Origin of the sequence: Kluyvera huaxiensis, from assembly GCF_040149365.1 — a bacterium.
GTDB lineage: Bacteria > Pseudomonadota > Gammaproteobacteria > Enterobacterales > Enterobacteriaceae > Kluyvera > Kluyvera intermedia_A.
In genome coordinates this window covers 348120-370967 of the sequence record NZ_JBEFLV010000001.1, presented here as the reverse complement: position 1 = coordinate 370967, position 22848 = coordinate 348120, and the positions used below count along the sequence as shown (strand labels likewise).

24 protein-coding genes are annotated in these 22848 nt (G+C 54.6%); 15 read left to right on the top strand and 9 right to left on the bottom strand.

What is annotated here, in order from left to right; all coding sequences use genetic code 11:
- Positions 1–88 precede the first annotated feature (88 nt).
- Positions 89–964: an AraC family transcriptional regulator gene (locus tag ABOC97_RS01805; protein WP_349593311.1), complete on the top strand. Its 876-nt coding sequence runs from the start codon at positions 89–91 to the stop codon at positions 962–964.
- On the opposite strand, the gene ABOC97_RS01800 is transcribed toward ABOC97_RS01805, so the two are convergent.
- Positions 941–2149, bottom strand: a complete 1209-nt coding sequence (locus ABOC97_RS01800) for a benzoate/H(+) symporter BenE family transporter (protein WP_349593308.1) — start codon at positions 2147–2149, stop codon at positions 941–943. The genes ABOC97_RS01805 and ABOC97_RS01800 overlap by 24 nt on opposite strands.
- Before the next feature lie 94 nt (positions 2150–2243).
- On the opposite strand from ABOC97_RS01800, the gene ABOC97_RS01795 reads away from it, so the two are divergent.
- Complete coding sequence (locus ABOC97_RS01795; protein ID WP_349593305.1) at positions 2244–2819, top strand: helix-turn-helix domain-containing protein; 576 nt, start codon at positions 2244–2246, stop codon at positions 2817–2819.
- A 197-nt stretch (positions 2820–3016) separates the two neighbouring features.
- Complete coding sequence (locus ABOC97_RS01790) at positions 3017–4975, top strand: peptidase U32 family protein (protein ID WP_349593302.1); 1959 nt, start codon at positions 3017–3019, stop codon at positions 4973–4975.
- Between the two features lie 72 nt (positions 4976–5047).
- Here the strand turns inward: ABOC97_RS01790 and ABOC97_RS01785 are convergent, their stop codons facing one another.
- From ABOC97_RS01785 to ABOC97_RS01760, 6 genes are all read right to left on the bottom strand, one after another.
- Positions 5048–5173, bottom strand: a complete 126-nt coding sequence (locus ABOC97_RS01785; RefSeq protein ID WP_234506249.1) for a DUF2474 domain-containing protein — start codon at positions 5171–5173, stop codon at positions 5048–5050.
- Entirely contained in the window at positions 5173–6183 is a 1011-nt protein-coding gene (gene cydB / locus ABOC97_RS01780; protein WP_349593299.1) for a cytochrome d ubiquinol oxidase subunit II, read from the bottom strand. The genes ABOC97_RS01785 and cydB overlap by 1 nt, the downstream gene beginning before the upstream one ends.
- On the bottom strand, positions 6180–7580 hold the full coding sequence (locus ABOC97_RS01775) for a cytochrome ubiquinol oxidase subunit I (protein ID WP_349593296.1): 1401 nt from the start codon (positions 7578–7580) through the stop codon (positions 6180–6182). Before ABOC97_RS01775 ends, cydB begins: the two co-directional genes overlap by 4 nt.
- A gap of 98 nt (positions 7581–7678) precedes the next feature.
- Complete coding sequence (locus tag ABOC97_RS01770; protein ID WP_349593293.1) at positions 7679–8347, bottom strand: anti-sigma factor; 669 nt, start codon at positions 8345–8347, stop codon at positions 7679–7681.
- A complete protein-coding gene (locus ABOC97_RS01765; protein ID WP_349593290.1) occupies positions 8344–8892 on the bottom strand; it encodes a sigma-70 family RNA polymerase sigma factor in 549 nt (182 codons plus the stop codon). The genes ABOC97_RS01770 and ABOC97_RS01765 overlap by 4 nt, the downstream gene beginning before the upstream one ends.
- A 65-nt stretch (positions 8893–8957) precedes the next feature.
- Positions 8958–9518: a fasciclin domain-containing protein gene (locus ABOC97_RS01760; protein ID WP_349593287.1), complete on the bottom strand. Its 561-nt coding sequence runs from the start codon at positions 9516–9518 to the stop codon at positions 8958–8960.
- 261 nt (positions 9519–9779) lie between these two features.
- Between ABOC97_RS01760 and ABOC97_RS01755 the strand changes: the two genes are divergently transcribed.
- The 8 genes from ABOC97_RS01755 (at position 9780) to ABOC97_RS01720 (ending at position 17558) form a co-directional block, all read left to right on the top strand.
- Complete coding sequence (locus tag ABOC97_RS01755; RefSeq protein ID WP_234506280.1) at positions 9780–11192, top strand: aminotransferase-like domain-containing protein; 1413 nt, start codon at positions 9780–9782, stop codon at positions 11190–11192.
- Between the two features lie 284 nt (positions 11193–11476).
- A complete protein-coding gene (gene ydcS / locus ABOC97_RS01750) occupies positions 11477–12622 on the top strand; it encodes a putative ABC transporter substrate-binding protein YdcS (RefSeq protein ID WP_349593284.1) in 1146 nt (381 codons plus the stop codon).
- 17 nt (positions 12623–12639) lie between these two features.
- Entirely contained in the window at positions 12640–13653 is a 1014-nt protein-coding gene (locus tag ABOC97_RS01745) for an ABC transporter ATP-binding protein (RefSeq protein ID WP_349593281.1), read from the top strand.
- A gap of 12 nt (positions 13654–13665) precedes the next feature.
- Positions 13666–14595, top strand: coding sequence for an ABC transporter permease (locus ABOC97_RS01740; protein WP_414467742.1), 930 nt, complete (start codon positions 13666–13668; stop codon positions 14593–14595).
- Positions 14585–15400 (top strand): ABC transporter permease, encoded by an 816-nt coding sequence (locus ABOC97_RS01735; RefSeq protein ID WP_234506291.1) that lies wholly within the window; start codon positions 14585–14587, stop codon positions 15398–15400. The genes ABOC97_RS01740 and ABOC97_RS01735 overlap by 11 nt, the downstream gene beginning before the upstream one ends.
- Positions 15401–15414: 14 nt before the next feature.
- On the top strand, positions 15415–16839 hold the full coding sequence (gene patD / locus ABOC97_RS01730; RefSeq protein ID WP_349593277.1) for an aminobutyraldehyde dehydrogenase: 1425 nt from the start codon (positions 15415–15417) through the stop codon (positions 16837–16839).
- A gap of 111 nt (positions 16840–16950) precedes the next feature.
- Positions 16951–17187 (top strand): hypothetical protein, encoded by a 237-nt coding sequence (locus ABOC97_RS01725; protein ID WP_349593274.1) that lies wholly within the window; start codon positions 16951–16953, stop codon positions 17185–17187.
- 197 nt (positions 17188–17384) lie between these two features.
- Complete coding sequence (locus ABOC97_RS01720) at positions 17385–17558, top strand: GhoT/OrtT family toxin (protein WP_349593272.1); 174 nt, start codon at positions 17385–17387, stop codon at positions 17556–17558.
- A gap of 3 nt (positions 17559–17561) precedes the next feature.
- On the opposite strand, the gene ABOC97_RS01715 is transcribed toward ABOC97_RS01720, so the two are convergent.
- Entirely contained in the window at positions 17562–18593 is a 1032-nt protein-coding gene (locus ABOC97_RS01715) for an AI-2E family transporter (RefSeq protein ID WP_234506299.1), read from the bottom strand.
- 173 nt (positions 18594–18766) lie between these two features.
- Between ABOC97_RS01715 and ABOC97_RS24010 the strand changes: the two genes are divergently transcribed.
- The 4 genes from ABOC97_RS24010 to ABOC97_RS01700 all read left to right on the top strand — a co-directional run bounded on the left by ABOC97_RS24010 (position 18767) and on the right by ABOC97_RS01700 (position 21940).
- A complete protein-coding gene (locus ABOC97_RS24010) occupies positions 18767–18901 on the top strand; it encodes a protein YdgV (RefSeq protein ID WP_459253810.1) in 135 nt (44 codons plus the stop codon).
- 96 nt (positions 18902–18997) lie between these two features.
- Positions 18998–19366: a multidrug/spermidine efflux SMR transporter subunit MdtJ gene (gene mdtJ / locus ABOC97_RS01710; RefSeq protein ID WP_234506301.1), complete on the top strand. Its 369-nt coding sequence runs from the start codon at positions 18998–19000 to the stop codon at positions 19364–19366.
- Positions 19353–19682, top strand: coding sequence for a multidrug/spermidine efflux SMR transporter subunit MdtI (mdtI, locus tag ABOC97_RS01705; RefSeq protein WP_349593267.1), 330 nt, complete (start codon positions 19353–19355; stop codon positions 19680–19682). Before mdtJ ends, mdtI begins: the two co-directional genes overlap by 14 nt.
- A 92-nt stretch (positions 19683–19774) precedes the next feature.
- On the top strand, positions 19775–21940 hold the full coding sequence (locus ABOC97_RS01700) for a putative bifunctional diguanylate cyclase/phosphodiesterase (protein WP_349593264.1): 2166 nt from the start codon (positions 19775–19777) through the stop codon (positions 21938–21940).
- On the opposite strand, the gene ABOC97_RS01695 is transcribed toward ABOC97_RS01700, so the two are convergent.
- Positions 21937–22761, bottom strand: a complete 825-nt coding sequence (locus ABOC97_RS01695) for a trypsin-like serine peptidase (protein WP_349593261.1) — start codon at positions 22759–22761, stop codon at positions 21937–21939. The genes ABOC97_RS01700 and ABOC97_RS01695 overlap by 4 nt on opposite strands.
- Between the last annotated feature and the right edge of the window lie 87 nt (positions 22762–22848).

Genomic DNA, 22848 nt, shown 5'->3' with positions numbered 1-22848 from the left:
TTTTTATCTGGCGCGATGCGCAGAGTGCTGGAATCCGGGCCGCGCAGGCTCTAGACTGGGGTAATTGATATTGGTGGCTGATAGATGAATGACCCACACCTACGCGACGTTTGAAAGATTACAGAGCCAGAACGCTGTTCTGAAGGAAACCGTCGCGCTCAATTCCGGGATCCAACTGGCGGCCTGGTATAATAAATGCGACAACCTGACGGTACAAAGCGATCACCACACCCTCAGTCTATATGTAGCCGACGGCTATGAAAGCTATCAGAAAACGCCCCATGGCTGGAAAAACGGCGGTGGCCCAGACCGTTTTTGTCTGATGCCGCAGGACAGCGAGTCAACGTGGGATATTCGCGGCGATCTGTCATTTGTGCACCTCTACTGCACCGAAGAACATCTGCGCAAAGTCGGCGAACAGGTGTGGGATCGCAGCCCGGCCTCGCTCAGCCTGGATGAACAGATTTTCGGCGATGATGCGAAAATCACCTTACTGTATCGCCAGTTCTTGCTGAGCTACGACTGGCAACAGGCGGCAAATCAGCTGACGTTAAGCAGCGCCAGCACGCTGCTGTTAACTCATCTTTTGCAGAACTATGCCAACATAAAGTGGCGGCTTCCGACCGTCACCGGTGGCTTATCGCCCGGCGTTTTGCGTAATACGCTGGAGTATATTGACGGCCAGCTTTCTACGCCATTAACCCTGGCGGATTTAGCCGCGCAGGCGAGCTTAAGCGAATACCACTTTGCGCGCATGTTTCGTCAGTCGGTGGGGCTTGCGCCGCACCAGTACGTGATGCAGCGGCGAATGGACAAAGCGCAGCAGCAGGTGCGTTACACCACGCTGCCGCTCACCGAGATTGCGCTAAACTGCGGGTATAGCTCTGCCAGCCATTTCAGCAACCGCTTCAAAGCGGCCACCGGCAGTACGCCTTCTCAGCTACGCGCCGCGCTTGCGGGATAACAGCGCAAAGCTTATCCCGCCAATCACCAATCCCCAGAATGCGGAACCAATGCCGACAAGCGTGATGCCGCTGGCGGTGACCAGAAACGTCACCAGCGCCGCGTCGCGTTCATGCGCCACGTTCAGCGACTGAAACAGACTCCCGCCGAGAGTGCCGAGCAGCGCCAGCCCGGCCAGCATCTGGATCCACACGGTAGGAAGCGCCGCCATGAGCGCAGTGATTGAACCGCCAAAAATCCCCGCCAACAGATAGAAAACGCCGGCCGCTGCCGCTGCGAGCCAGCGTTTTTGCGGATCCGTGTGGGCATCCGGACTCTGGCAGATGGCGGCGGTAATGGCGGCAATACATACCGAATAAACGCCAAACGGGGCCAGAAGTAGGCCAAACGCGCCGCTGATGACAATCAACGGTGAAACCGGGACGTGATAACCTGAAGCCTGAAGCGTTGCCAGCCCCGGCGCGTTTTGCGATGCCATCGTCACCAGAAAGAACGGGATGCCGATGCTCAGCAACTGGGTTATGGAGAAATGAGGGGCAATGTACTGCGGCGCAACAAAAGCCATGCTCAAGGAATCGGTGACAATGTCACCTTTTATTGCCGCGACGATCATTCCAACCGCCAGCGCCGCAACGACCGCGTAACGCGGGGCCAATGCTTTAAATAGCAGCCATCCCACCAGCATACTGCCGCAAAGCAGCAGATGCCCCTGTAATGTGGCAAATGCCTCAAGGCCGAAACGCAGCAGAATACCGGCTAGCATGGCAGCGGCCAGCGAATGGGGAATCAGTTTCATGAGCTTTGCGAACCAGCCGGTTAAGCCGCACAGGACGATTAGCGCATTGGCGAAGATAAAAATCCCCACTGCGTCATTGAGCGAGGCGCCTTGCAAACTTCCCACCAGCAGCGCCGCGCCGGGCGTCGACCAGGCGGTTAAAATGGGGACTTTACGCCATAAGGTGAGCACCAGCGTACTGACGCCCATCGCCAGGCCAAGCGCCGTCATCCATCCGGAAATTTGCAGCGCGCTGGCGCCAGCTGCGGCGGCCGCCTGCCAGATAATCGCCGCCGAGCTGGCATAGCCTACCAGGACTGCGACAAACCCAGCGAGCAGAGTGGGAAAAGGAACGAGAGCAGAGCGCATTGGAATTCTCTTGTGCGTTATAACATCCAAATACTGTAGCATTGTGCGTTATAGCGTACAACCGCCATTACTCATTTGCTAAAATGTGGCAGGATGAGTGGGGTATACTGGCATCAGGCAATGAAACGGAGGTGGAATGAATATTGCGCAATATCTTGCTGCGACGCTGAAAACTCTGCGTCAGCAGCGAGGCTGGAGCTTGTCGAAGCTGGCGGAAGAGACCGGGGTGTCGAAGGCCATGCTCGGGCAAATTGAACGTAACGAATCCAGCCCGACCGTGGCGATCTTATGGAAAATTGCCACCGGACTGAACGTCCCATTCTCCGTCTTTATCACGCCGCCAGAGTCGAGCGGCGAACAGGCCTTTGACCCACAGCAGCAGGCGATGGTGGTTACGCCGGTGTTCCCCTGGGACCCTGAACTGTGTTTTGACCATTTCTCTATTACCCTCGCGCCTGGCGCGGTCAGTGAATCCACGCCGCATGAAAAAGGGGTCATTGAGCACGTGGTGGTGATTAGCGGGACGCTGGATATGTGTGTCGATGGGCAATGGCAATCGCTTTGCGCCGGGGTGGGGTTACGCTTTGCAGGCGATCTGGCTCACGCTTACCGCAACAGCGGCGAGCAGACCGCGCACTTTCACTCTATTATCCATTACCCCAAAGAAAAAGCCGCAGGCAAGCCTGCGGCAAATCACGACAATGAACCATAACGTGGCCGTTACGAGGAAGTCCGGAATACGTGAGTAAATTTATCGTAGCACCGTCGCCGGTGGAAATGCCTAATTCGGCAATAGGTTGTTGAAAATAAGCTATTCGTGAGCTGCTCTGGGGGAAATGATTTCGTCTGTCGTGGCTTCTGGCTACAATAGCCACATATTTTGTGAACCTACTGGATAATCCCGATTGTATGTACCCGCAGAACGCTCATCTTGAACTCCTTAGCCCTGCCCGTGATACGGCAATTGCCCGTGAAGCCATCCTCCATGGTGCCGACGCCGTGTATATCGGCGGTCCGGGTTTTGGCGCGCGGCATAATGCCAGCAACAGCCTGCAGGATATTGCTGAGCTGGTGCCGTTTGCTCACCGTTATGGCGCGAAAATCTTTATTACGCTCAATACGATTTTGCATGATGACGAGCTGGAGCCCGCACAGCAGCTGATTACTCGCCTGTATGAGACCGGCGTCGATGCATTGATTGTCCAGGACATGGGGATTTTGCAGCTTGATATCCCGCCTATTGAGCTGCATGCGAGTACCCAATGCGATATCCGCAGTGTGGAAAAAGCCAAATTTCTCTCCGACGTCGGTTTCAGCCAGATAGTGCTGGCGCGCGAGCTAAATCTGTCGCAGATAAAAGCGATTCACGACGCGACCGATGCCACGATTGAATTCTTTATCCACGGTGCGCTGTGCGTGGCCTATTCCGGGCAATGTAATATTTCCCATGCCCAGACCGGGCGCAGCGCTAACCGTGGTGATTGCTCGCAGGCCTGCCGTTTACCGTACACGCTGAAAGACGATCAGGGGCGGGTGGTGGCGTTCGAAAAACACCTGCTGTCGATGAAAGATAACGATCAAACCGCCAACCTCGGCGCGCTCATCGACGCGGGCGTGCGTTCCTTCAAGATTGAAGGGCGCTACAAAGACATGAGCTACGTGAAGAACATTACGGCACACTATCGCCAGATGCTCGATTCCCTGATCGAGGCGCGCGGCGGCTTCACGCGATCTTCTGCTGGCCGTACGGAGCACTTCTTCGTGCCATCCACGGATAAAACTTTTCATCGCGGCAGCACCGATTATTTTGTCAACGAGCGGCAGATGAATATCGGTGCGTTCGACTCGCCAAAATTTGTCGGCCTGCCGGTAGGCGAAGTGCTGAAGGTCAACAAAGATACGCTGGACGTTGAAGTGACGGAGCCGCTGGCAAACGGTGATGGTTTGAATGTGCTGATTAAGCGCGAAGTGGTCGGTTTTCGCGCCAATACCGTGGAGAAAATCGGTGAGAACCGTTATCGCGTGCAGCCAAACGAAATGCCTGCCGATCTGTATAAAGTCCGACCGAATCAGGTGCTAAACCGTAACCTTGATCATAACTGGCAGCAGGCGCTGCTTAAAACTTCCAGCGAGCGTCGAGTGGCCGTGGATATTGCGCTGTCCGGCTGGCAGGAACAATTAATTCTGACGCTAACCAGCGAGGACGGCGTTTGCGTCACCCATACGCTGGATGGTGAATTTGCCGCCGCCAACAATGCCGAAAAAGCGTTGCAGCAGTTGCAGGATGGGGTCAGTAAACTTGGGCAAACCCTGTATTACGCGCGTAACGTTGACGTGATGCTGCCCGAGGCGCTGTTTGTGCCGAACAGTATGCTCAATCAACTGCGCCGTGAAACGGTAGAGATGCTCGATAAAGCCCGTCTGGAAGGCTATCGTCGTGGACAACGTAAGGCGGTTGCCAATCCGCCGCCGGTTTATCCGGATAGCCATTTGAGCTTCCTCGCTAACGTTTATAACCATAAAGCACGTGAATTCTATCAGCGCTACGGCGTGCAGTTGATTGATGCGGCATATGAGGCGCATCAAGAAAAAGGCGAGGTGCCGGTGATGATCACCAAGCACTGTCTGCGCTTTGCCTTCAACCTCTGTCCGAAGCAGGCCAAAGGCTCTATCAAGAGCTGGAAGGCAACGCCGATGCAGTTAATTAACGGCGACGAAGTGTTGACGCTGAAATTCGACTGCCGACCATGCGAAATGCACGTGATAGGGAAAATGAAGAATCACATTCTGAAGATGCCGCTACCGGGTAGTGTGGTCGCATCGGTCAGCCCTGACGATCTGCTGAAAACGCTGCCAAAGCGTAGGTAATCTGGACAGGGTGAAGGCCCGGCGAATGACGATTTCGCCGGGCTTTTTGTCGCAATACAGTGATTAGTAATGTTAGGATTTAAATCCGGCGGCAGTCATCAGGACGCGAAACAGTCCGCCTACCACTGTCAGCGCCAGCACGCTACCGCCCCACAGCGCCACCAGCCAGAAAATTCGCGAAAACCACAGACTTTTCATCAATGATAGCCCTCATCCTGCGGCACTTTGCCGCGAAATACGTAGTAGCTCCAGAAGGTGTACACCAGGATAACCGGAATAATAAACAGCGCGCCAATCAGCATAAACTCCTGACTTTGCTCGGGAGCCGCCGCCTGCCAGAGCGTGATGGATGGCGGGATAATCGCAGGCCAGATGCTGATCCCAAGCCCGCTAAAGCCTAAAAATATCAGCACCAGCGTCAGGATAAACGGCTGCACGTGGCTGGCATCTCGTCCCAGATGACGCCACAGCAGGGCGCTGGCGATGATGACCAACAGCGGAACCGGCAGCAAATAATAAAGATTCGGCAAGCTAAACCAACGTTCGGCAATCTGACTGTGTACCAGCGGGGTCCATAGGCTAATGACGGCGATGACCGCCAGTAATGTCAGCAGCAGCCCGCGTGCCGTTCTACGCATGGTGTTTTGCAGCGTTGATTCGCTTTTCATCACCAGCCAGGTTGCTCCCAGCAAGGCATAGGCGACAACCAGACCCACACCGCAAAACAGCGTAAACGGTGTTAACCAGCTAAACGGCCCACCGCTGTAGGTGCGTCCGGTTACTTCAAAACCATTAATCACCGCGCCGACGACGATACCCTGGCAGAAGGTTGCCAGAATTGAGCCGCACATAAACGCTTTATCCCAGAATGGGCGATGCGATGGGGTCGCGTTAAAACGGAACTCAAAGGCCACGCCGCGGAAGATTAATCCCACCAGCATCAACGTTAAGGGAATGGTGAGGGCATCGATAATCACCGCATAGGCCAGCGGGAAAGCGCCAAATAGCCCTGCGCCGCCGAGCACCAGCCAGGTTTCGTTACCATCCCACACTGGAGCCACGCTGTTGACCATCAGGTCGCGATCCTGCGGACTGCGGGTAAAGGGAAACAGGATGCCAATCCCCAGATCAAAGCCATCCATGACGATATACATCAGTGTGGCGAATACGATAATCACGAACCAGATAATAGAGAGGTCGAGGCTCATGGGCGGTCCTCCTGATGAGCAATCGGGGTAATGGCGGCGGATAATGGACGCGCTGGCGTGCCGTGTGGTTCGACGTTGAAAGGCTGTGGCCCTTTACGAATTAAGCGAACCATATAGCTGTAGCCGACGCCGAACACCGAGGTATAGACCACGAAGAACGCCAGTAGACTGATACTCATATGCAGATCGCCGTGCGCTGAGACCGCATCCACCGTCCGCTGTAGGCCATAGACCACCCAGGGCTGACGACCCACTTCGGTAGTGACCCAGCCGGCGAGAATCGCCACCAGCCCGGAAGGCCCCATCAGCAGAGCAAACCACAGGAACGGACGGGAGGTGTAAAGCGTCTGTCGTTTACGTAACCATAGGGCCGCGACACCCAGCAGCAGCATAAGCATGCCCAGCCCGGCCATGATGCGGAATGACCAGAACACAATGGTGGCATTGGGACGGTCTTGCGGGGCGAACTCTTTCAACGCCGGCACCTGTTTATCCAGACTGTGGGTAAGAATCAGGCTGCCCAGCGCCGGGATCTCCAGGCCGTAGCGGGTCCGCTCCTGTTCCATGTCCGGCCAGCCGAACAGTAGCAGTGGCGTCGGTTCACCCGGTACATTTTCCCAGTGTCCTTCAATCGCCGCAATTTTAGCGGGCTGATGCTTTAGGGTATTGAGACCGTGCATATCACCGACCATCGCCTGAATCGGGGCGACGATAAGCGTCATCCACAGCGACATGGAGAACATGATCCGAATTGCCGGCGTTTGGTTGCCTCGCAGCAGGTGCCACGCCGCTGAAGCGCCGACAAACAGCGCGCTGCTGAGAAACGCCGCGATGGACATGTGGAACAGGCGGTAAGGGAATGATGGGTTAAACACCACCGCGAACCAGTCGACCGGGACCACCTGGCCGTTGACAATCTCATAGCCCTGCGGCGTCTGCATCCAGCTGTTTGAGGCCAGGATCCAGAAGGTGGAGATAATCGTCCCCAGTGCCACCATGCAGGTAGCGAAGAAGTGCAGTCCAGGCCCAACGCGGTTCCAGCCGAACAGCATCACGCCAAGGAAACCGGCTTCGAGGAAGAAGGCGGTGAGCACTTCATAGGTTAACAGCGGGCCGGTAATGCTGCCGGCGAACTGGGAAAAACCGCTCCAGTTGGTGCCAAACTGGTAGGCCATGACCAGCCCGGAAACCACGCCCATGCCGAAGTTGACGGCAAATATTTTAGACCAGAACTGGTACAGCGACCGCCAGACTGGATTGCGGGTTTTCAGCCATAGTCCTTCCAGCACCGCCAGATAGCTGGCAAGACCGATGGTGATGGCGGGGAAGATAATGTGAAATGAAACGGTAAACGCAAACTGTATGCGCGCGAGGTGAAACGCATCAAGACCGAACATGCAGACTCCGTGGAGATAAATGACTCGGTCTTGATTTTAAAGCTCGCCAGCTGCGGGTTGCAGAGACAGTCAGGCGGTATTAATACATAACAGTTCTCTCAACCCGACAGGCTAATTTTGCCCATAAAGACGATAGGGCCGGACGGTCCGGTGAGTTTCGACCCGCCAATCGGCTCAAGGCTGACCGCCAGGGTCGTCTGGTTATCCAGCGCACCGGCCTCAAGCTGGAACTCATTGCGACCGGGCTGGGTGATAAGCCCTAGCGCTTGTGGTGGCTCATGGCCTTTAATCAACCACAGTTGCAGATTCTTTGATTCAGGAAGTGCGACGTTCAGCGCTGAGACCTGAATAAGGCGGGTTGATTTGTCGAGACTGACCACAAACTGCGCGTCGGATTGGGTGCCGTTCAGGATGGCGACGGGCTGCATCACCGGTACCGTTTCTGGTTTTCTCACCGAGGTAAAAATCAGTATCCCTGCCAGGGCGGCGGCAAGCGACCAGCCGAGCCACGTTGCGGGCCGAAGCGGAGTCGGCGGCGCTGTATCGTGCTTTACTTTGCGCGCGATTTTTTGCCAGATTTCGGGCGACGGCACGCTATCCGGGGTGAGGGCATCCATACCGCTGAAGGCTTTTTGCCAGTGCAATACCTGCTGGGCAAAGGCATCGTCGTCATTGAGGCGTTTGTCGAGCTGCTGGCGCGTTTGGCTATCTACCAGCCCAAGTACATATTCTGCGGCCAGGATGGCATCATTTTCTTGCGTATTCATAGGCCAATGCACTCCCGGAGATGGATCAATGCGCGGCGAATCCAACTTTTAACCGTACCTTCGGGTTGGTTCAATGAGAGCGCAATCTCGGTTTGAGACAATCCGCGGTAATAGGCCAGAGCAATACTTTGCCGCTGTTCTGAGGGCAGATGTTCCATACAGTGTTGAAGCCGTTTCGCTTCCTGATGAACGTCATCGGCGGTCAGCGGTAACTGCGATATCTCTTCAGCTTCGTTAATATCGTCAACTGAACAGCAACGATTCTCGTGTTTACGCAGGTAATCAATCGCGCGATTACGGGCAATATGGTTTAACCAGATTTGCGGTTCGCTGCGCTGCGCATCGTAATAGAGTGCCGTTTGCCAGATCTGAATAAAGGTATCGTGAAGGATCTCTTCGGCCCAGTCCCGGCGTCTGACAATGCGCAATATCATTCCGAATAACCTGGGTGAGACCGTTTTATAGAGCAGTTCCAGGGCCTGTTTATCACCACTGGCTATCTGGCTCATCAATCCTGCATGGATATGCGCTGCATTGGTTGTCATTGGTTTCCCTATTAAAGGTGCAGCCACAACGAGAGTGGCTGCACACAGTATAGGCAACAATTCATTTATGGCATCAGCACCGTATCAATGACGTCAATTACACCGTTACTTTGATTAACATCGTAAGTGCTGATGTTGGCAATATTGCCGTGAGCATCTTTTAGCTGAATATTATGCGGGCCATTTGCCATTACCCACAGAGATCCCCCGTTGACGGTTTTAAGCTCAGCTTTACCGCCACCGGCTTTGAGTTTTTTCTCAAGGGCCTTCATATCGTATTTCCCAGCCACCACGTGATAAGTCAGAACTGAGGTGAGTTTCTGTTTATTTTCTGGTTTAAGCAGCGAGTCCACGGTCCTGGCAGGTAATTTTTCGAATGCGGTATTGGTCGGGGCGAAAACGGTAAATGGCCCGGTCCCTTCAAGGGTTGGCACCAATCCAGCAGCTTTTACCGCCGCAACCAGGGTGGTGTGATCTTTAGAATTCACCGCGTTTTGCACAATATTTTTTGACGGATACATCGCTGCTCCGCCAACCATCACGGTGCTATTGTCCATCATGGCTGCTTGAGTTACGCCGCTGAATACCAGTGCAGAAAGAAGAAGAGATGGCAGAAATTGTTTCATTTTCATTTCCTCATTAACGTTTTCGTAGAAGGACTCTGTTGCCCTCATCAAGTAATACGATTGAGGAAAGAAAACGGATGCAAAAAAAATGAAAATAATTCAGCAGGCCATTTCACGCGAGGTATTGGCGGCGTTAATGAAGCCTGGTCGGGTGAGAAAAGAGGGGGAGCGGATGCGCTGACTTATATCAGTTACATAAAAATGCATATTTTTTAACGCTGATATAATATAGACGCTAAGTTAGAGTTACCGGGATTAACCATGAAAAAGTACCAGCGCCTCGCTGAGAAGATGACGGAACAGATAGCCCTTGGGGTGTGGCAGCCGGGCGACAAACTGCCGTCGCTGCGCGAGCAGGTAGTGAATAGCGGGATGAGTTTTATGACCGTGAGCCACGCCTATCAGCTGCTGGAAAGCCAGGGGCGCATCGTGGCGCGTCCGCAGTCCGGTTATTATGTCGCCCCACGTCCGGTTGTCACGCGCCCGGTTGCCGCACCGGCGCAGGTGATGCCGGACAACGCCGTTGATATCAATACCTATATTTTTGAAGTCCTGCAGGCCAGCCGCAACGCCGCGGTACTGCCGTTTGCCTCGGCCTTTCCTGACCCAAAACTGTTTCCACTGCCGCAGCTTAACCGCTCGCTGGCGCAGGTCAGTAAAACCGCGACCGCGATGAGCGTGATTGAAAACCTGCCGCCGGGCAACGATGAACTGCGCCATGCCATCGCCCGTCGCTACGCCTTGCAGGGGATGACCATCTCGCCGGATGAGATTGTGATCACCGCCGGAGCCCTGGAAGCGCTGAATTTAAGCCTGCAGGCAGTCACCGAGCCGGGCGACTGGGTTATCATCGAAAATCCCTGTTTTTACGGCGCGCTACAGGCGCTGGAGCGGTTAAAGCTTAAAGCGCTTTCGGTGGCGACCGATGTGAAAGAAGGCATCGATCTTGATGCGCTGGTACAGGCGCTGCAAACCTATCCGGTGAAAGCCTGCTGGCTGATGACCAATAGCCAGAACCCGCTGGGTTTTACCCTGTCACCGGAGAAGAAAGCCCGGTTGATTGCGATTCTCAGCGAATATAACGTCACCTTGATTGAAGACGATGTGTACAGCGAACTCTACTTTGGCCGGGAAAAGCCATTGCCTGCTAAGGCGTGGGATAAAAACGATATGACGCTGCACTGCAGCTCGTTTTCGAAGTGTCTGGTGCCGGGATTTCGTATCGGCTGGGTGGCGGCGGGGAAACACGCCCGCCGCATTCAGCATCTACAGCTGATGAGTACGCTCTCGACCAGTTCACCGATGCAGCTCGCGCTGGTGGATTATCTGGCGACCAAACGCTACGACGCTCATCTGCGCCGTTTGCGCCGTCAGTTAGCCGAGCGTAAACAGCTCGCCTGGCAGTCGCTGTTACGCTCTCTGCCACCGGAAGTGCATATCCATCATAATGAAAACGGTTATTTTCTGTGGGTGGAATTACCCGCGGGAATGGATGCCGGCCAGCTTAGCGCCAAAGCGCTGGAGCACCATATCAGCATTGCGCCGGGCAAAATGTTCTCCACCACCGATAACTGGGCCTCTTTTTTCCGCTTTAATACGGCCTGGGGTTGGGGGGAAAGAGAAGATAAGGCGGTAGAAACGCTGGGTACGCTTATTCGTCAGTTAATGCGTTAATTGCCAACACCTCATTTATCTCCGTGTAATCACATTAAGCGGGGATGTCTTTATTCCGGTCATAGGAAATTCGCATAGCGACCTGTGACCGGTAACTCCTTGTCTATAATCCAGAATATCTTTTGCCGATATGGCATTTTTGCGGAATGCGCCCTTTGTCACAACCTGTACAAATTTCTTAAGGCCGCACAGGTGGCTGGCATAGCGACGTCTATTTTTAAACAGGGAGATATTTTTAACGGCACGGCTGCCGCTCAATTTCATTGTGACAGGAGTAAAACTTTATGAGCAAGAAATTTGCCCGCAGCAGCCTGTGCGCGCTTGTGATGACTGTGGCAACCGCCAATGCCGCCGAACCACCGACCTCGCTGAATAAAGGGGAAGGACGGTTGGATATTATTGCCTGGCCGGGATATATCGAACGCGGCCAGACCGACAAGCAATATGATTGGGTGACCCAGTTTGAAAAAGAATCTGGCTGCCAGGTGAATGTTAAAACGGCCGCTACCTCGGATGAAATGGTCAGCCTGATGGCGAAAGGCGGTTACGATCTGGTGACGGCTTCCGGTGATGCATCACTGCGCCTGATTATGGGTAAGCGCGTGGTGCCGATTAACACCGCCCTGATTGAAAACTGGAAAACCCTCGACCCAAGACTGGCCAAAGGTGCCTGGTTTAACGTCGATGGCAAAGTCTACGGCACGCCTTATCAGTGGGGGCCGAACCTGCTGATGTACAACACCAAAACCTTCCCAACGCCGCCGGACTCCTGGAACGTGGTGTTCGTTAAGCAAAATCTGCCGGATGGCAAAAGCAACCAGGGACGCGTGCAGGCCTACGATGGCCCGATTTACATTGCCGATGCGGCGCTGTTTGTCAAAGCCACCCAGCCGCAGTTGGGTATTAGCGACCCGTATCAATTGACGGAAGAACAGTATCAGGCGGTGCTTAAAGTCCTGCGCGACCAGCACGGGCTTATTCATCGCTACTGGCATGACACCACCGTGCAGATGAGCGACTTCAAAAATGAAGGTGTGGTGGCCTCCAGCGCCTGGCCGTATCAGGCCAACGGGCTCAAAGGTGAAGGGCAGCCGATTGCCACCGTGTTCCCGAAAGAAGGCGTTACCGGCTGGGCGGACACCACCATGCTGCACGCCGAAGCGAAGCACCCTGTCTGCGCCTATAAGTGGATGAACTGGTCACTGACGCCGAAGGTTCAGGGCGACGTGGCGGCCTGGTTTGGCTCGTTGCCGGTGGTGGCCCAAGGCTGTAAAGCCAGCGCGCTGTTGGGCGATAAGGGCTGTGAAACCAATGGCTATAGCTTCTTTGACAAAATTGCCTTCTGGAAAACGCCAATTGCCGAAGGCGGGAAATATGTTCCGTATAGCCGCTGGACGCAGGACTATATCGCCATTATGGGCGGCCGTTAATTACCCAGGAGTCCATCATGACGTATGCAGTAGAGTTTCATGACGTCTCGCGACTTTATGGTGACGTGCGGGCGGTGGATGGCGTCAGTATCGCCATCCACGATGGTGAGTTTTTCTCTATGCTGGGGCCGTCAGGCTCCGGCAAAACCACCTGCCTGCGGCTGATCGCCGGCTTTGAACAGCTCTCCGGTGGGGCGATTTCTATCTTTGGTCAACTCGCCAGTGAACTGCCGCCGTGGGAGCGTGACGTCAATACCGTGTTTCAGGACTACGCGCTGTTTCCGCACATGTCGGTGCTGGATAACGTTGCTTATGGGCTGATGGTCAAAGGCGTGGCGAAGAAAGAGCGCCAGAACAAAGCCGCGCAGGCGCTGGAAAAAGTGGCGCTGGGCTTTGTTGGCGGGCGTAAGCCGTCGCAGCTTTCCGGCGGCCAGCGTCAGCGGGTGGCGATTGCCCGCGCGCTGGTCAACGAGCCACGCGTGCTGCTGCTCGATGAACCACTGGGGGCGCTGGATCTCAAACTGCGCGAGCAGATGCAGTTAGAGCTGAAGAAACTCCAGCAGGAACTGGGGATCACCTTTATTTTCGTCACCCACGACCAGAGCGAAGCGCTGTCGATGTCTGACCGGGTGGCGGTGTTTAACAACGGACGAATCGAGCAGGTGGACACGCCGCGCGCGCTTTATCTGCGGCCACGCACGCCGTTTGTCGCCAGCTTCGTCGGCACCTCCAACGTCTTTGACCCGGAAACGTCGCAAGCGCTGTGCGGTATGGCGGGAAGCTGGGCGCTGCGCCCGGAGCATATTCGGCTCAATGAGGGCGGAGAAGTTCAGGCCAAAGGGCAGGTGCAGGCGGTGCAGTATCAGGGGGCGGCTACCCGCTATGAGCTACTGCTCGACGGCGGTAGCAAGCTGCTGGTGAGCCAGGCGAACTTTTCAGCGGGACTCAATGCGGATGGCCCATCGGTCGGCAATACCGTGTTGGTATCGTGGGCGCGTGATGCGATGGTTGCGCTGGACGGAGGGAGGTAAATGGAGATGAGCATGACACCGGTTCCTCCCTCGCGCGGCTTGAAACGCTTGTCGAGTCTCTTCTGGCGTCGGCCGACGCTGGGGCTGTTCCTGCTGCTGCTTGGCCCGCTCATGTGGTTTGGCATCGTTTATTTTGGTTCCCTGTTGACGTTGCTGTGGCAGGGGTTCTATACCTTCGATGACTTCACCATGTCGGTGACGCCAACGCTAACGCTGGCAAATCTGTACGCGCTGTTTAACCCGGCCAACTACGACATTATCCTGCGTACGCTGGTGATGGCGCTGGCGGTCACTCTCGCCAGCGCGCTGCTGGCATTCCCGATGGCGTGGTATATGGCGCGCTATACCAGCGGTAAGCAAAAGGCGTTTTTCTACGTGGCGGTGATGCTGCCGATGTGGGCCAGCTACATCGTTAAAGCCTACGCCTGGACGTTGCTGCTGGCGAAAGACGGCGTCGCACAGTGGTTCCTCAATCATATGGGGCTGGGGTCGGTATTGAGCGCCATTCTGTCGGTGCCGGGCGTTGGCGGTAATACGCTTTCGACATCCGGTTTGGGTCGCTTCCTGGTGTTCGTCTATATCTGGCTGCCGTTTATGATCCTGCCGGTGCAGGCCGCGCTGGAGCGTATTCCCGCGTCGTTGTTGCAGGCTTCTGCCGATCTTGGTGCATTACCACGCCAGACCTTCCGCCATGTGGTTATCCCAATGGCTATCCCTGGGATTGCCGCCGGTTCAATTTTCACCTTCTCGCTGACGCTGGGTGATTTTATCGTCCCGCAGCTGGTGGGGCCGCCGGGCTACTTCATCGGCAATATGGTCTATTCCCAGCAGGGGGCTATCGGCAATATGCCGATGGCGGCGGCGTTTACCCTGGTACCGATTGTTCTTATTGCCCTTTATCTGGCGTTCGTGAAGCGCCTGGGAGCGTTTGATGCACTCTGAACGGGCACCGCTATTCCTCAAAATTGCCGCCTGGGGAGGCGTTATCTTCCTGCATTTCCCGCTGGCCATTATCGCGATTTACGCCTTCAACACCGAAGACGCGGCGTTCAGTTTCCCCCCTCAGGGGTTGACGTTGCGCTGGTTTAGCGAGGCGGCAGGGCGCGGGGATATTTTCGATGCTGTGACACTGTCACTTAAAATTGCCACCTTCTCAACGTGCATTGCCTTAATACTTGGCACGCTTGCTGCAGCGGCTCTTTGGCGACGGGACTTTTTTGGCAAAAGCGCAGTGTCGCTGTTGCTGATGTTGCCGATTGCGCTGCCGGGTATTGTCACCGGTCTTGCGCTGCTGACGGCATTTAAAACCGTCAACCTAGAGCCAGGGCTGGTCACGATTATTATTGGCCATGCCACTTTTTGCGTGGTGGTGGTGTTTAACAACGTGATTGCCCGTTTCCGCCGTACTTCGTGGAGCCTCGTTGAGGCATCGATGGATTTGGGCGCTAACGGCTGGCAAACCTTCCGTCACGTGGTGCTGCCAAACCTGAGTTCGGCGCTGCTAGCTGGGGGGATGCTGGCGTTTGCGCTGTCGTTTGATGAAATTATCGTTACCACCTTTACCGCCGGGCACGAGCGCACGCTGCCGCTGTGGTTGCTCAACCAACTGGGGCGGCCTCGGGATGTGCCGGTGACAAACGTCGTGGCGCTGCTGGTGATGTTACTGACGATGATACCGATTTTAGGGGCATGGTGGCTGACTCGCGAAGACGAAGGCGCCGCCGGTGGAAGTACGACGTTTAAATAAAACAGGATCATGCTATGCAACATAAGTTACTGATTAATGGTGAACTGGTGGCAGGTGAAGGCGAAACGCAGCCGGTATATAACCCGGCGACGGGTGAGATCCTGCTGCAAATTGCCGAAGCCTCCGCCGGACAAGTTGATGCGGCGGTGATTGCCGCCGACCGCGCGTTCGAACAATGGGGACAAACCACCCCAAAACAGCGTGCAGAATGCCTGCTCAAGCTGGCCGATGTGATTGAAGAGCACGCTGAAATCTTCGCCAAACTGGAGTCGCTCAACTGCGGTAAACCGCTGCACTGCGTGATAAACGATGAGATCCCGGCGGTCGTTGATGTCTTTCGTTTCTTCGCGGGTGCCGCACGCTGCCTTAACGGGCTGGCGGCAGGAGAATATCTGGAAGGGCACACTTCGATGATTCGCCGCGATCCGGTAGGCGTGGTGGCCTCCATTGCGCCGTGGAACTATCCGCTGATGATGGCGGCGTGGAAGCTAGCACCGGCGCTGGCGGCGGGGAACTGTGTGGTGATTAAGCCGTCAGAAATTACCCCATTGACCGCGTTAACGTTGGGTGAACTGGCCAAAGATATCTTTCCGGCGGGCGTTATTAACGTGCTGTTTGGCCGAGGCAAGACCGTTGGCGATCCGCTGACCGGACATGCCAGCGTGCGGATGGTGTCGTTAACCGGTTCGATTGCCACCGGTGAACATATTATTGCCCATACTGCGCCATCGATTAAACGTACCCATATGGAACTGGGCGGCAAAGCGCCGGTGATTGTGTTTGATGATGCGGATATTGATGCAGTGGTCGAAGGGGTGAGAACCTTTGGTTTTTATAACGCCGGACAGGATTGCACCGCTGCTTGTCGAATCTATGCCCAGAAGGGGATTTACGAGAAGCTGGTCGAAAAATTGGCGGCGGCAGTGGCCAGTATCCGGCCTGGCGCACCAGACGATCCGGCAACCGAGTTAGGGCCGCTCAGCTCACAGGCTCATCTAGCGCGGGTGAGCGAGGCGGTGACGCGGGCAAAAGCATTGCCGCATATCAAAGTCGTGACCGGGGGAGAGAAAGTGGCGGGCAACGGTTACTATTTCCAGCCGACGCTGCTGGCAGGTGCGAAGCAGGAGGATGATATTGTCCAGCGCGAAGTCTTTGGTCCGGTGGTTAGCGTCACCGTATTCGACGATGAAGCGCAGGTGCTGGCATGGGCCAATGATTCGCAGTACGGCCTGGCGTCATCGGTGTGGACGCAGGACGTCGGGCGAGCGCATCGGCTGAGCGCCCGTCTACAGTACGGCTGCACGTGGGTGAATACCCATTTCATGTTGGTGAGCGAAATGCCGCACGGCGGACAGAAGCTGTCGGGTTATGGGAAAGACATGTCGGTGTACGGGCTGGAGGATTACACCGTAGTCCGTCACGTCATGATAAAGCACTAATTACCCCCTTCGCGGTAGGCGCCATGCCTGCCGCGCAGCCCCGCTTTTTTGACATGCGAGAAACAACGTGCGAGGATCCGCGCCGTTGAAAAACTGAGCATAGTCAGAGCGATGAATAAAAGTCTTGTTTGTACCGCGGTCGTGATTGCCGCAGCGATAGGTGTGGGTACCTGGTTTTCGGCAAGCCGCATTGCGGCCTGTGATGGCAATAACCGCGCCACGGCGGCCTGTCTGGGCGAAGCCTGGGACACAGAAAAAGTAAACCTGATTCCGCAGTATGATCCCAACCGTTACGTCAGCGATCCTTCCGCAGACAGTATTTTTGCCGCATCCCAGTTAAAACGCTAAGCGTTGGCTAAATCACAGAATTAACCGCTTCATAGGCATAACATAATTCTACATTCCGTTTTTCATGCAGATAATTCATCTGGAGATGAGTTGCTGTGTGCTGAATATTCTCGAGCGGAAGCGGCGAAAAACTTGATGTACGTCAAAAAACGTAGCATATTGCGCCGCTTTAACTATCAATGATAAGGACTGGATTGGTGACGCTGTACCAACATATGCTCATCTTTTATGCGGTGATGGGCGTTATCTGTGCTTTTATTACCTGGTTTCTCACCAAAGAAAGCGCCACCATCCGCTTAATCGCGGCGCTGCTGATTGGCGCAACCTGGCCGTTTAGTTTCCCTGTTGCGCTGCTACTGTCGCTATTCTGAATGTTACTTGCTCAGATCGCTTAGCAGAATGGCAATGCTTCTTCCGCCTTCGGTCTGCTCAAGGGCAATTTTAACGATAATAGTTAACGGTACCGACAGCAGCATACCGACCGGGCCAAGCAGCCATCCCCAGAAGATCAGCGACAAAAACACCACCAGAGTCGAAAGACCGAGGCCGCGTCCCATGATCCTGGGCTCGAGAATATTGCCAAAAATCAGGTTAATCACCAGATACCCCGCAAGTACGATAAGCGCATCGTAAAAGCCGCTAAACACCAGAACCTGCAGGATAGGAGGGATTGCCGCCAGCACCGAGCCGATGTTCGGAATATAGTTGAGGGCGAAGGCCAGCAATCCCCAAATAAAGGCGAAGCGCACATCCAGCAGCTCCAGCATTCCCCACGCGACAAGGCCCGTTACGACGCTGATTGCCGTTTTAAGCACCAGATAGTGCGACACGCTGTCCAGCGCCCGCTGAATGGCCGCCATTCCTTCAATTGGCCGGGTCATTACCTGCTGAAGTTTAGCCGGTAGCTGCGGGACTTCGAGCAGCATAAATACCACCGTCAGCAGCAGTAAAAAGATAGATGACATGGCGTTAGATAGCTGCGTTAACAGCCGGGAAACCAGCGTCATGGCGGCGTTGGGGTCGATATACTTAATCAGTTCATCGGGGCTAACGCCGATACCAAAGCGTTGCATCCATGGCTGCAGGTTATACAGCGGCACCGCCAGCGAAGAACGATATTGCGGCAGGGTGCGTGCCAGTTCATTGAGCGAGGTACCCAGAGAGGCGAGCAGCAGCACGGCGGCCATGATGATCACTGCAATCAGCAGCGAAATTGCCAGAACCCGAGGCACCCGCCAGCGCACCAGCAGCTGTACCACCGGATTAAGCACCACCGCAATAAATAGTGCTAGTACGAACGGAACAATAATTTCCGCAGCAAAACGGATACCGGTAAGAATGATCACCAGCATGCCCAGCATGATGACAATTTTTAATCCATTAAGGGTGATGATTGGCCTGGACATGTTGGGTTAACTCCAGCTAAAAACTATAACGAATATGATAATTGCGATTTGCCTGATAATAAATGCATTCACATCAAACAACATCAGTAAAGATTTGAAAACATTTTGAGATACTTTGACAATTGTGTTAGAAATTAGCTGTGTTTAACTACTGAGGACAATTTTACTCCGCAATGATGAGAAGCAATACCGCGGATAATTGTAATTTTATGGACAATTTGTTCAGGACGTACCTTTCTACCAAACCTTCTGTATTACCTTCCTATTCTGCCTTCTATGGTGAGCAGCACTGGCGCAACGCGCTTTAGTCTCCTTCTTCGTTTGAGCTAAATTTTAATCATTTTTTTTCAGTTTGCGTTTCTCGCAAGCTGCGACGGATTATATTCTCATGCAGGAGAAGCACCATGTTTTATTGGATTTTATTAGCCCTCGCCATTGTTGCAGAAATTACGGGTACGCTGTCTATGAAATGGGCAAGCGTCAGTGATGGAAACACCGGCTTTATTTTGATGCTCGTGATGATCGCCTTGTCATATATTTTCCTTTCGTTTGCGGTAAAAAAGATCGCCCTCGGTGTGGCCTATGCGCTGTGGGAAGGGATCGGTATTTTGCTTATTACCCTGTTCAGCGTTCTGCTGTTCGACGAAAGCCTGACGGTGATGAAAACGGCAGGTCTGGCGACGCTGGTTGCCGGTATCGTGCTGATTAAATCGGGGACGCGTAAATCCCCGAGCAAGCCGATGAATAACGAGGTGGACCATGCAGCAGTTTGAGTGGGTTCACGGCGCATGGCTGGCAGGTTCCATCGTTCTGGAAATTGTCGCTAATATTTTCCTGAAGTTCTCTGACGGTTTTCGCCGCAAACTGTACGGCATTCTTTCGCTGGTCGCCGTACTGGCCGCGTTTAGTGCGCTGTCGCAGGCGGTAAAAGGTATCGACCTCTCGGTGGCTTACGCTATCTGGGGTGGTTTTGGGGTTGCCGCAACGCTTGCGGCAGGGTGGATCCTCTTCGGTCAACGCCTGAATTATAAGGGCTGGGTCGGCGTCGGTCTGCTTTTGGTCGGAATGGTACTGATTAAACTCGCCTGATGTGATCGCTGCCTGAGAAATCGGGCAGCGAAATCGCCTGTCTGTATTACGCTTGTAACAAAGGGTTAATCGAGCGTATGCGAGGGTGATACATGTTAAATCCGTCACGCTGGCGCAATATAGCCACGGCCAGAACGCTGTTTGTGATGATCTTTTTAGCCGGCATCGGCCTGATTTTTTCTATTATCTCATTGCTGTATCTCTCGCAGCAGTTGATTAGCGCTAAAACCAACGACATTGACGCTCGTCGATCTGCACTTTCCGTTGATGGGGCAATTCAGACATCGATTAACCGCGTGCTGTCGCTGGTTATCGATAACGCCATCTGGGACGATGCCGTTCGTAAAGTTTACCCTCCGACGCTGGATACCACCTGGTTGTACAATACCTGGGGTGCCGGTTACAAAATCAATAATCTTTACGACGGTACTTTCGTGCTTGACGAAAACTATCGCGTGCTATGGGGCGCTTTTCACAGCAAACCTTTTAACGAGCAGGAACTGCGCTTTTTTGGCGATGGGCTACAGGCGCTGATCGACCGGAATAGGGCGTCGCTCAGCGAAGGGAAGAACATGTTTGCCGGTATTACGCGGACCCGCGAAGGGGTTGCATTTATTGGCATAGGGCTTATTCGGCCGATGACGGGGCGGTTGCAGATTTATGACGCGACCCGTCGTTATCTGGTTATCACTCGCCACGTCAATCCGACGCTACTGCGCAATCTCGGCAATACCTTTCAGATTGAAAATCTGACCCTCACCGATGCGCCGCAAAACCAGTACAACATTCCAATCCGCACTGCCGGAGATCGGGTGGTGGGCTGGCTTAACTGGCAGTTGCGTCAGCCGGGTGTTGAAGCGGCAAATGCGGCATCGCCACAAATTCGTGAAATCGTGCTGCTGGCCACCGGGTTGATTCTGCTGTTTATTTTGTTGAGCAGCCTTGGTTTATGGAAGCTGGCCCGCGGTGAACGCCAGGCGCGTGAAATTGCGCTCACCGACTGGCTCAGCCATTTACCCAATCGTCGGGCGCTGATTGAACAGCTTGAGCGCATCAGCCTGCGTGGCGACAAAGATCTGAAAACGGTGGTGTTTATCGATCTTGACGGGTTTAAAGATGTTAACGACATCTACGGCCATGATATCGGCGATATTCTGATTATCCATATCGCCGATATGCTGCAAAAGCTGGTGCCCTCGGGAGGGATGCTGGCGCGTATGGGCGGCGATGAGTTTGCGATGACCGTCGGCGGACAACATTCCGAGGCTCGCGCCACCGAGTTTGCCGTGCGGGTGTTGGATTACCTCAATACGCCCATTCGTATTGGTGAACGGACGTTGCATATCAGCGCCAGTATTGGTATTGCCAGCGGTGCGTTGCAGTCCTGCTCCAGCTCTGAGCTGTTTCGTCAGGCGGATATTGCGATGTATCACTCCAAAATTACCGGTAAGGGGCGCATTACCCACTACGATGCCGAACTGAACAGCGTCCGCGAATACCAGTTGTCGATTGAAAACGATATTCGTCATGGCCTGGAACATGATGAATTTGAGGTGTGGTATCAACCGATTGTCTGCGCGCGTTCTCAGGCGATGGTCGGCGTTGAAGCTCTGGTGCGCTGGCCGCGCCGGGCAAAAGGGGAACTGATGCCCGATGCGTTTATCACCATAGCGGAAACCAGTGGGCTGATTTATTCGTTGGGTCAATTTGTACTGGCTCGCGCCTGTCGGGATCTGCTGGTGCATAACGATTTAAAACTGTCGGTGAATATCTCCCCGGCGCAGTTTCGCGACCCGGAGTTTGAAGAAAAAGTCTCCAGGGTGCTGAAGTCGTCTGGCTTCCCTCCGGCGAGGTTGCAACTGGAAGTGACCGAAACCTATGTGCTGGAAAAACCGGAACGCGCGCGGGCGGCTATTTCGGCGCTAAAAGCGCTGGGCACCGCGGTGGCGCTGGATGATTTTGGCACCGGTTATTCCAGCATTGGTTATCTGCGGCGGTTTAATTTTGACACCATTAAGATCGATAAATCGTTGGCCGGGCTGGTGGATAATGACGATCAGGCGGCGGCGTTGGTGGGCGGAACCATCCGTATTGCCAGCGCGCTGGGGATGACGGTGATTGCCGAAGGAGTGGAAACGGAGAAGCAGATGAAGCTGTTACGTCTGGCGGGGTGCGATCAACTACAGGGCTTTTACTTCAGCGAGCCGATGCCGTTGTCATCGCTGCTGGCGTTGCGACACCAGCAGCGACAAAGTTAGTTTCCGGCGGCCAGTGCTTCCAGCTTGTCGCGAAAACCGGTCACGGAGATGGCGCGGTTATCGGCCCGCCAGCGGTCTTTTGCCGCCGGAGCCGAACTTTGTACCGCAATCACCTGCCAGCCCGCGTCGGTTTTCAACAGCAGCGGCGAGCCGCTATCGCCCGGCAGGGTATCGCACTGGTGCGAAAGGACGGAAGCTTGTGCCCATCCGGTCACCAGACAATTTTGGTGGCTGTACAGCGACTCAAGATGATCGACCGGATAGCCTGACTGCGTGACTTTACGGTCAACGGCCTTCAGGGCGGCGGTCAACTCGGTTTTATCGCCGGTAAACAGCGGAATTGGCGTGATCCCGGACGGCGGATAGCGCAATACTATCAGGCCGAAATCCCACGGCGCGGCGGACGCCGGAACAATCCAGCCGTCACCGTCAGGTTTCAGTCGTTTACCAAGGGACGGGTCGACGCGTCCTTCAATACCATGAATTTCATAGCGCCAGCTGCCTTTTTGCGACACGAAACGCAGGGCGACGGCTTTGTCCTGCTTGCCGCGCGGCGGTTCAAGCAGACAGTGTCCGGCGGTTAGCGCCAGGTTGGGGGTAATTAAGGTGGCGGTGCACAGGTTGCCGCTAGCGGTTTCCAGTTGTCCGATGGCATCCCACGGCGGCTGTGCCGGGTTCGTCACCAGAACGCGATCGTCCTGACCAAAGAACAGGGTTTTAATATCTTTGGCGCTGATGCCGCTATCACCATCATCGGCGTGTGAAAGAAAAGGCGTTACCGACAACGATCCCAGTAAACAACACACAAAGGCTGTACGCATATGACTCTCTGATGGGGCAATTATGATTATAAAAGAAATACCCAATGAGACTACTATAGACGGGAGGAATGAAAAGTGGGAGAAAAA

Bases quoted from the DNA above. Each gene is read 5' to 3' on its own strand.
- ABOC97_RS01805 (WP_349593311.1), top strand. From the start codon at position 89: ATGACCCACACCTACGCGACGTTTGAAAGATTACAGAGCCAGAACGCT.
- ABOC97_RS01800 (WP_349593308.1), bottom strand. From the start codon at position 2,149: ATGCTACAGTATTTGGATGTTATAACGCACAAGAGAATTCCAATGCGC.
- ABOC97_RS01795 (WP_349593305.1), top strand. From the start codon at position 2,244: ATGAATATTGCGCAATATCTTGCTGCGACGCTGAAAACTCTGCGTCAG.
- ABOC97_RS01790 (WP_349593302.1), top strand. From the start codon at position 3,017: ATGTACCCGCAGAACGCTCATCTTGAACTCCTTAGCCCTGCCCGTGAT.
- ABOC97_RS01785 (WP_234506249.1), bottom strand. From the start codon at position 5,173: ATGAAAAGTCTGTGGTTTTCGCGAATTTTCTGGCTGGTGGCGCTGTGG.
- cydB (WP_349593299.1), bottom strand. From the start codon at position 6,183: ATGAGCCTCGACCTCTCTATTATCTGGTTCGTGATTATCGTATTCGCC.
- ABOC97_RS01775 (WP_349593296.1), bottom strand. From the start codon at position 7,580: ATGTTCGGTCTTGATGCGTTTCACCTCGCGCGCATACAGTTTGCGTTT.
- ABOC97_RS01770 (WP_349593293.1), bottom strand. From the start codon at position 8,347: ATGAATACGCAAGAAAATGATGCCATCCTGGCCGCAGAATATGTACTT.
- ABOC97_RS01765 (WP_349593290.1), bottom strand. From the start codon at position 8,892: ATGACAACCAATGCAGCGCATATCCATGCAGGATTGATGAGCCAGATA.
- ABOC97_RS01760 (WP_349593287.1), bottom strand. From the start codon at position 9,518: ATGAAACAATTTCTGCCATCTCTTCTTCTTTCTGCACTGGTATTCAGC.
- ABOC97_RS01755 (WP_234506280.1), top strand. From the start codon at position 9,780: ATGAAAAAGTACCAGCGCCTCGCTGAGAAGATGACGGAACAGATAGCC.
- ydcS (WP_349593284.1), top strand. From the start codon at position 11,477: ATGAGCAAGAAATTTGCCCGCAGCAGCCTGTGCGCGCTTGTGATGACT.
- ABOC97_RS01745 (WP_349593281.1), top strand. From the start codon at position 12,640: ATGACGTATGCAGTAGAGTTTCATGACGTCTCGCGACTTTATGGTGAC.
- ABOC97_RS01740 (WP_414467742.1), top strand. From the start codon at position 13,666: ATGACACCGGTTCCTCCCTCGCGCGGCTTGAAACGCTTGTCGAGTCTC.
- ABOC97_RS01735 (WP_234506291.1), top strand. From the start codon at position 14,585: ATGCACTCTGAACGGGCACCGCTATTCCTCAAAATTGCCGCCTGGGGA.
- patD (WP_349593277.1), top strand. From the start codon at position 15,415: ATGCAACATAAGTTACTGATTAATGGTGAACTGGTGGCAGGTGAAGGC.
- ABOC97_RS01725 (WP_349593274.1), top strand. From the start codon at position 16,951: ATGAATAAAAGTCTTGTTTGTACCGCGGTCGTGATTGCCGCAGCGATA.
- ABOC97_RS01715 (WP_234506299.1), bottom strand. From the start codon at position 18,593: ATGTCCAGGCCAATCATCACCCTTAATGGATTAAAAATTGTCATCATG.
- ABOC97_RS24010 (WP_459253810.1), top strand. From the start codon at position 18,767: ATGATGAGAAGCAATACCGCGGATAATTGTAATTTTATGGACAATTTG.
- mdtJ (WP_234506301.1), top strand. From the start codon at position 18,998: ATGTTTTATTGGATTTTATTAGCCCTCGCCATTGTTGCAGAAATTACG.
- mdtI (WP_349593267.1), top strand. From the start codon at position 19,353: ATGCAGCAGTTTGAGTGGGTTCACGGCGCATGGCTGGCAGGTTCCATC.
- ABOC97_RS01700 (WP_349593264.1), top strand. From the start codon at position 19,775: ATGTTAAATCCGTCACGCTGGCGCAATATAGCCACGGCCAGAACGCTG.
- ABOC97_RS01695 (WP_349593261.1), bottom strand. From the start codon at position 22,761: ATGCGTACAGCCTTTGTGTGTTGTTTACTGGGATCGTTGTCGGTAACG.